General features: G+C 61.2%; 4 protein-coding genes. 3 read left to right on the top strand and 1 reads right to left on the bottom strand.

What is annotated here, in order from left to right:
- The first annotated feature begins 124 nt into the window (after nucleotides 1-124).
- The 3 genes from E3T37_RS00730 to E3T37_RS00720 all read left to right on the top strand — a co-directional run bounded on the left by E3T37_RS00730 (nucleotide 125) and on the right by E3T37_RS00720 (nucleotide 6,649).
- Complete coding sequence (locus E3T37_RS00730) at nucleotides 125-457, top strand: hypothetical protein (protein ID WP_134364949.1); 333 nt, start codon at nucleotides 125-127, stop codon at nucleotides 455-457.
- A 528-nt stretch (nucleotides 458-985) separates the two neighbouring features.
- On the top strand, nucleotides 986-5,890 hold the full coding sequence (locus tag E3T37_RS00725) for a type ISP restriction/modification enzyme (RefSeq protein WP_134364948.1): 4,905 nt from the start codon (nucleotides 986-988) through the stop codon (nucleotides 5,888-5,890).
- A gap of 198 nt (nucleotides 5,891-6,088) precedes the next feature.
- Entirely contained in the window at nucleotides 6,089-6,649 is a 561-nt protein-coding gene (locus E3T37_RS00720) for a recombinase family protein (RefSeq protein ID WP_134364947.1), read from the top strand.
- A gap of 339 nt (nucleotides 6,650-6,988) precedes the next feature.
- On the opposite strand, the gene E3T37_RS00715 is transcribed toward E3T37_RS00720, so the two are convergent.
- On the bottom strand, nucleotides 6,989-7,324 hold the full coding sequence (locus E3T37_RS00715; protein ID WP_134364946.1) for a hypothetical protein: 336 nt from the start codon (nucleotides 7,322-7,324) through the stop codon (nucleotides 6,989-6,991).
- Between the last annotated feature and the right edge of the window lie 360 nt (nucleotides 7,325-7,684).

Raw genomic sequence — 7,684 nt, 5'->3', positions numbered from 1 at the left:
CGGCCTCAGCAGTCACCATCCGCCGTCCACCAGGGCCGAGATCGTGGCCGAAGGCCCGGCAGCAGCAAAGCGAGGCTGAGCTGAGCGGATACGCACTAGCCGAGTTATCCGCTACTTTGAATCCATGGTTATGCCCCCTGAACAGCGCATTGCACAGCGAACCCTCGTCGGCCTGTTTCGAGGTGGCAGTGGTGTCCGACTCACCCGCGAAGACGGACTATGCGTTTGGCGTGGCCGCGAGAGCGAGGAATGGGGCCTGGGAGCATCTCAGCTCACCAAACATCTGGATGCTCTCGAGATCCCCTACGTCGTGGCGATCATGAAGATGAAGTCCGGCACTGGAATGAAAGCCGGCTTCGACGTTAGGGTTCCTTGGAACCAGCTCGACAAGGTAACCCGCTGGGTCCCGTCATTCCAGAAATCAATCGAGGCTGCTTGCAGCCAGGACGCGAGTTAGCTTTCCATGGCGAAACTTAGCCGAGCAGGACTCGAAACACTCGCACGAATCGACGCAGTCGGAATCTGGTTATGGCTGCCGGGTGAGCATCCACAAGCGAACCTCAATGATGCGAGCAAATCCTCACTACGAACAACGACCCTTCTGAACCTCATCCGTGATGGCTTCCTTGAGGAAGTCGAAGACGACCAGCTGCGCCTCACCTCCACCGCGAAGCAAGCCCTGGCGGACAATCCTGAGGTCCGGGGTCGAGCCAGAACCTTCTATGAGAGCCAAGCGCAGCTTGCAGCAGTTGGGCTTCGGAGTACAGACGACCGACCCGATTTCGCACGCCCCTAGAACGTTCCCTAGCGCTGGCCATCCTGGCCGCGAAATGGCTGCTGTCTGGACCGCCAATCGAGTGTTGACGGGTGATCACCATCTCATTCCGGGGCATGTCTCGCCGCGACGGGGCGCTGCAATAGGCTGATTTTAGGCCGCAGTGCGGCCATGGGGGGTTCGCTTGCGCGAACGCGATCTGGAGTTGCAATGACGACGATTCATGACCTTCTTGACGAGTATGCCCAGATGGCGCGCGACACCCGTGAGAAGGGGCTTCTGCTCGAACGGCTCGCTCGCGCATACCTGACGACCGATCCCGTGTGGACAGCACGGTTCGAAGACGTGTGGCTCTGGCAGGACTGGCCAGGGCGCAACGGCAAGGTCGACACCGGCGTGGACCTGGTTGCTAGGGAGCGCTACGGCGACGGTTTCTGCGCCATCCAGTGCAAGTTCTATGCGCCCACCCATTCCATCGACAAGGGCGATATCGACTCGTTCTTCACCGCGTCAGGCAAGCACCCATTCACGAGCCGCATGGTCATCTCGACCACGGAGAAGTGGTCCAAACACGCCGCGGACGCCCTCATCGATCAGCATGTGAAGACCTGGCGGGTGGGCGTCGATGACCTCGCCCAGTCCGAGATTGATTGGTCCCGGTATTCGCTCGCGAAGCCGGACGAGTTGGTGGCGCCGACGCTTAAGCAGTTGCGCCCTCATCAAGAGGAAGCCGTGGCCGATGTGGCCAAGGGCTTCAAGGCCGCTTCCCGCGGCAAGCTCATCATGGCCTGCGGGACCGGAAAGACGTTCACGAGCCTTCGCATCGCGGAGTCCATTGCCGGTGCCGGCGGGTCGGTGCTGTTCCTGGTGCCGTCGATTGCGTTGTTGTCGCAGACACTCAAGGAGTGGGCGGCCGAACGGACCCTGCCGCTTCGGGCTTTCGCGATCTGTTCAGATAACAAGGTCGGTAAGTACGCGGAGGATTACTCCGTTTCGGACCTCGCCTACCCCGCAACGACCAGCACCGCGCAGCTCCTCAACGAGGTGGCTAAGGCTGAGACCCCCGACGGTCTGACTGTGTACTTCTCGACATACCAGTCCGTTGATGTGGTGGCCAAGGCGCAGGCTGCAGGTTTGCCCGAGTTCGACCTGGTCGTCTGTGACGAAGCCCACAGGACGGCGGGTTTCACACTGGAGAAGGGTGTCGAGTCCTCGTTCCTCCGCGTCCACGACGAGACTGCGATCAAGGCGAAGAAGCGCCTGTACATGACCGCGACACCGAAGATCTACGGCGACGCAGTCCGCACGAAAGCCTCGGAGAAGAACGCCGTACTCGTGAGCATGGATGACGAAGCAACCTTTGGTCCGACCTTCCACCGGCTGGGCTTCGGTGACGCCGTGGAACGCGACCTCCTCACCGACTACCGGGTCTTGGTCCTCACCGTCGACGAGGGCACGATCGGTGCCGACTTCCAGGAAAGCTTCGCGGTCGACGGGGATCTGAACATCCCGGATGCGGCCCGCATCGTGGGTATCTACAACGGCCTCGCCAAGCGCGGCGTCCAAGGCCTCGGATCCCACGCGGCCGACCGGGCACCACTGCGCCGGGCCGTCGCATTCTCCCGTTCGATCAAGGACAGCCAGAAGGTGCAGTCCATGCTCAACGGTTACGACGGCAGCTACACCAGGCCAGCCGGCGTCTCCTTCCCCAGCGAAGCTGAACAAAACAGCGAAGACGCCGCGGGCCAGGATGCGGCGGCGGAGTCGCCCCTGCGCCTGGAAGCCAAGCACGTTGACGGCACGATGAACGTGATGATCCGCAACCAGATGCTCGACTGGTTGAAAGCGGAAACCGACCCCGACGATAACCTGTGCCGCATCCTCACCAACGCGCGCTGCCTCAGCGAAGGCGTGGACGTGCCGGCGCTTGACGCGGTCATCTTCCTCAACTCCCGTGACAGCCAGGTCGACGTCGTGCAGAGCGTGGGCCGGGTAATGCGCAAGGTCGAGGGCAAGGACTACGGCTACATCATCCTGCCCATCGCCGTCTCCGCCGACATGACGCCCGAGCAGGCACTCAACGACAACACCAAATACAAGGTCGTCTGGGATGTTCTCCGTGCCCTCCGCGCGCACGATGAACGCTTCGAAGCCAAGATCGAACAGCTCGACCTCAACGGCCGCAGCGACAACCAACTCCAGATCATCGACACACGCGACCCGTGGAACGGCGAAGAACAGAACGGCGAACAGCAGAACGGCGACAACCTCCACGACAACGTCTCGGTCCCCATGGACTGGTCAACGATCGGCGCGGATTGGCGCACAGCTATCTACGCCAAGATCGTCGACAAGGTCGGTGAGCGTGACTACTGGGAAAACTGGGCCCGCGACGTCGCCGAGATCGCCAAACGTCAACGGATCCGCATCGCCAGCCTCGCCCACGGATCCAACGAGCACATCCGCACCGAATTCGCCGCGTTCGTGGGCGGGCTCCAAGACAACCTGAACCCCTCGATCACTGAAGCGGACGCGATCGAGATGCTCTCACAGCACTTGATCACCGAACCCGTCTTCGACGCTCTGTTCAAGGACTACTCGTTCAGCGCCAACAACCCGGTCTCCCAGGTGATGCAGCGCATGGTCGATGCGCTTGAGGGCAGCAACCTGCACACCGAGACCGAGGAACTTGAGTCCTTCTACGCGAGCGTGCGCCGCAGTGTCGAGGGCATCACCGATGCTGCCGGCAAGCAGACCACCATCAAACGCCTCTACGAGAAGTTCTTCTCCGGTGCCTTCAAAGACACTCACGAACGCCTCGGCATCGTCTATACCCCGAACGAGATCGTTGACTTCATTCTCAAAAGCGCCGATGACGTGCTGCGGAAAGAGTTCGGCGCGACGCTATCGGATGAGGGCGTGCACATTCTGGACCCCTTCACGGGGACCGGTACATTCATCGTTCGACTCCTGCAATCCGGGCTGATCAAACCCGCTGACCTGGTCCGGAAATATCGGCACGAGCTGCACGCTAGCGAAATCGTGCTGCTGGCGTACTACGTGGCCGCGGTGAACATCGAGGAGACCTTCCACGGCCTTGTCAAAGACACTGGCGGCTCCCACGCTCAAAGCTACGGGGTCAAGGGTTATGAACCGTTCCCTGGCATCGTGCTCACCGACACGTTCCAGTCCTCCGAGGACGATGACCGGTACGACGATGGCGGGATCTTCGGCGACAACAACAAACGCGTGAAAGCGCAGAACGCGCTCGACATTCGGGTGATCGTCGGGAACCCTCCGTACTCATCCGGCCAGGACAGCGCGAACGATAACAACCAGAATTTGAAGTACCCATTTCTGGACGCCCGCATCGCCGCCACCTACGCGGCAAAATCCACTGCGCAGAACAAGAACAGCCTCTACGACTCTTACATCCGGGCCATCCGCTGGGCTAGCGACCGGATCAAAGACCGCGGTGTGGTCGCCTTCGTCTCCAATGGAGGCTTCCTCGACGGCAACACCGCGGACGGTCTGCGAAAGAGCCTCGCGGAAGAGTTCAGCTCCCTCTACATATTCAACCTGCGGGGAAATACTCGCACGTCGGGTGAGCATGCCCGCAAGGAGGGCGGACAGACTTTCGGATCGGGTAGCCGCGCGACCATCGCGATCTCGGTTTTGGTGAAGAATCCGGATGCCACCGAGCACGGGCTCCTGCACTACCGCGATATTGGTGACTACCTCACTCGCGAGCAGAAGCTGTCGCTTGTCGCCGAGTACGGCAGCATTGCGGGTGTGCCTTGGGAGCCAATCAGTCCGAACGGTGCGGGGGATTGGCTAAATAAGCGCGACGACGTCTTCGGAGCCTTCACTCCGATCGGCGACAAGGATGCGCCGGGCCGCGCCGTGTTCAGGAGCTACTCCGCGGGCCTCAAGACCAATCGCGATTCGTGGGTGTACAACTCATCGCTTGATGCTCTGCAGGACCACGTGAACAAGATGATCTCTTTCTACAACGAACAGGTCGAAGATTTCGCACGCTCTGGCAAGAGTTCCAAGGATGTCGACAGCGTCATTGATTTTGATTCCACTCGTATCAGCTGGAACCGGGCGGACAAATCGAGACTCGCTCGCGGTATCAAGTATGAAAAGAAGCAAGACTCCCTCCGGGTTAGCACTTACAGGCCGTTCAATAAGCAGCACGTCTACTTCGATCGTCAGCTCAATGACATGGTCTACAAGCTGGAGACGATGTTCCCGACGGCGGAGCAGGAGAATCTCGGTTTCTACGTAACTGCCGCCGGTTCCGGGCATCCGTTTTCACTGCTTGCGACTAGTGCCCTGCCAGATCTTGCGCTCTGGGGTTCAGGGAGTGGCCAGTTCTTCCCCCGCTATACGTTTGAACCGCGTGGTGGTGACACCGAACTGGACATCTTCGGCGACTCCGATCCGTACACACGTGTCGACAACGTCACGGACGAGATCCTGGCCAAGTACGCCAGTCTCTACGGAGACAGCATCACGAAGGATGACATCTTCTTCTTCGTCTATGGGCTGCTCCACTCGCCCGAATACCGAGTGACTTACGAAGCGGACCTCAAGAAGATGCTCCCGCGCCTCCCACGGCTGGCGAATGCCTATGACTTCGCAGCTTTCGCCGAAGCGGGGCGCAAGCTTTCCACGCTGCACCTCGACTACGAGTCGGTGGACCCATATCTGCTCGAGACGGTGGTGCTTCCAAGTCCGAAAAACGCGGCCCTTGATCTACGCGTCAGCAAGATGCGTTTCGCAGGCAAGGCCGGCTCCTGGGACAAAACGACGATTCGATACAACGATGAGATCACCCTCACCGGTATCCCGGCCGCAGCACACGAGTATTTGCTGGGCTCACGTTCCGCAATTGAGTGGATCATTGAGCGCTACCGAGTGAAGCCAGATAAGGACAGCGGGATCGTCAACGACCCGAACGACTGGGCAGCCGAACACGACGATCCTGAATACATTCTCAATCTCTTGAAGCGCATCGTGACGGTCAGTGTGGAAACCGTCGCCATCGTGAAGGCCCTGCCGTCGCTCCGAGTGTTAGACGAATCCCTAGCTGCTTCCGATGTCGCCTGAGTAGTCTCCTTCGAGATGTCGGGACGCGCCTGCACGCTTTCTTGTTGGCATAGATGAGGTGCCAGACTGGGGTACACCCCAACTAGGCGTCAGTCGCTTGCATTTCATGCCGTCAGATTAGGGTTGAATTCGGATTGGTTGACAGCCCTCGTTGCCTGGTCTTAGAGTTCAACTTGACAGAACAGGCAGGAGGGCCCCGTGGCGGGTCAACGAGTTGGATATGTGCGTGTCAGTACCCTCGATCAGAACACGGTCCGCCAGCTTGATGGCGTCGACGTTGACCGGGTGTTCGAGGATAAGGCGTCGGGGAAGGACCTGAACCGGCCCGAACTGGAAGAGATGATCAAGTTCGTTCGTGAGGGCGACACCGTTCTCGTGCACTCCATGGATCGCCTTGCCCGTAACCTCGATGACCTCCGCTCGATCGTGCGCCGACTCACCGCGAAGAAGGTCCGGGTTGAGTTCGTGAAAGAGCAACTCTCGTTCACTGGCGACGACAATGCGATGGCGAACCTGCTCCTTAACGTCATGGGAGCCTTTGCTGAGTTCGAGCGGTCCCTGATCCGTGAACGTCAGCGCGAGGGCATTGCCCTGGCGCAGAAGCGTGGCGTGTACCGCGGTCGCACCCCATCGCTCGATGCGGCCCGCGCCGCGGAGCTGCGGGAGAAGGCTGCCGCCGGCGTGCCGAAAGCTGCTCTCGCTCGAGACTTTGGGATCAGCCGTGAAACTGTCTATGCCTATCTCCGCGCCGAGGTTTGAAGGATTCTCCGCTGAGGCAGGCGCCATGCCTGCAGCGGGGGGAGTGGGGCGAGTTCGCGGCACCTCGTCTCCTGGCGCGGGACACGCGCCAGGGCCAAACGCTGCGCAGGGCGCCGCGGAAGGGCTGGCACGGCTGGCGGGGTGCAGGACAAATGAAAACTTCGGGTCCGACAGCACCCCGTCGAGGAGCGGCTCTGAGGTGGCGGTGCAGCAGAGGATGATGTCCGCCCGGGCGACCGCCTCGGCGTCGCCGACCCGGGGCCTCGAGGCCGAGCCCGCGAACGAGTGCGGCCAGCCGCTCCGCATGTGCGGCCGTCCGTCCGACGATCTCGACGACCGTCAGGTCGAAGAGCCCGGTGAAGGCTCGGATGTGCTCCCGCGCCTGGACTTCGGTGCCGAAAACGACGAGGCGCTTCGCCCTGGCGCGGCCAGTCGGCGAGCACCCATCCCGGACACAGCGGCGGTGCGCACGTTGGTCAGCGCCATACTGTCGAGGACGGCGAGCGGCCTCTGGTCACCGCCGCCGAACAGGAGGTAGAGGCCCTGGATGACCGGGCGGCCGGCGCGGGCATTCTCGGGAGTGATCGTGAGGAGTTTGCTGCCGACGTACTCGCTCAGGGTGGACGGTATCTGTAGCAGCTGCCCGGACGAGGTCCACCCGGGTGCGCGGGGCATCCTGCTCGGGGTCGAATCCGGCGGTCAGCACGGGCTCCAGCGCGGCGATTGCCGCATAGGGCGTCAGCGCCTTCTCGATCGTGTCGCGGCCGATGTAAACGTGGCCTTCGCCGGTATCCATGCTCCAGCGTCCCATCACGATTTGTGGTATAAAAAACTAGGTGGCACCCCCACTCCCGCTCCGGGCCGGCTCTGAAGTCTGACTGTATGTGGGAGGAAATGTGCCGAAAGTCGACTCTGGCCTGCGAGAGCTGCGACGCCAGGAGGAGCTGTTGAAGGCGGGTGCGCTGCAGAATGCGATCTTCAACAGCGCCAACTTCTCCAGCATCGCCACCGACGCCCACGGCGTCATCCAGATCT

The sequence above is a fragment of the Cryobacterium sp. TMT2-10 genome (assembly GCF_004403075.1).
GTDB lineage: Bacteria > Actinomycetota > Actinomycetes > Actinomycetales > Microbacteriaceae > Cryobacterium > Cryobacterium shii.
Note: the sequence above shows the minus strand (reverse complement) of the source record. Positions and strands in the feature narration are given on the sequence as shown.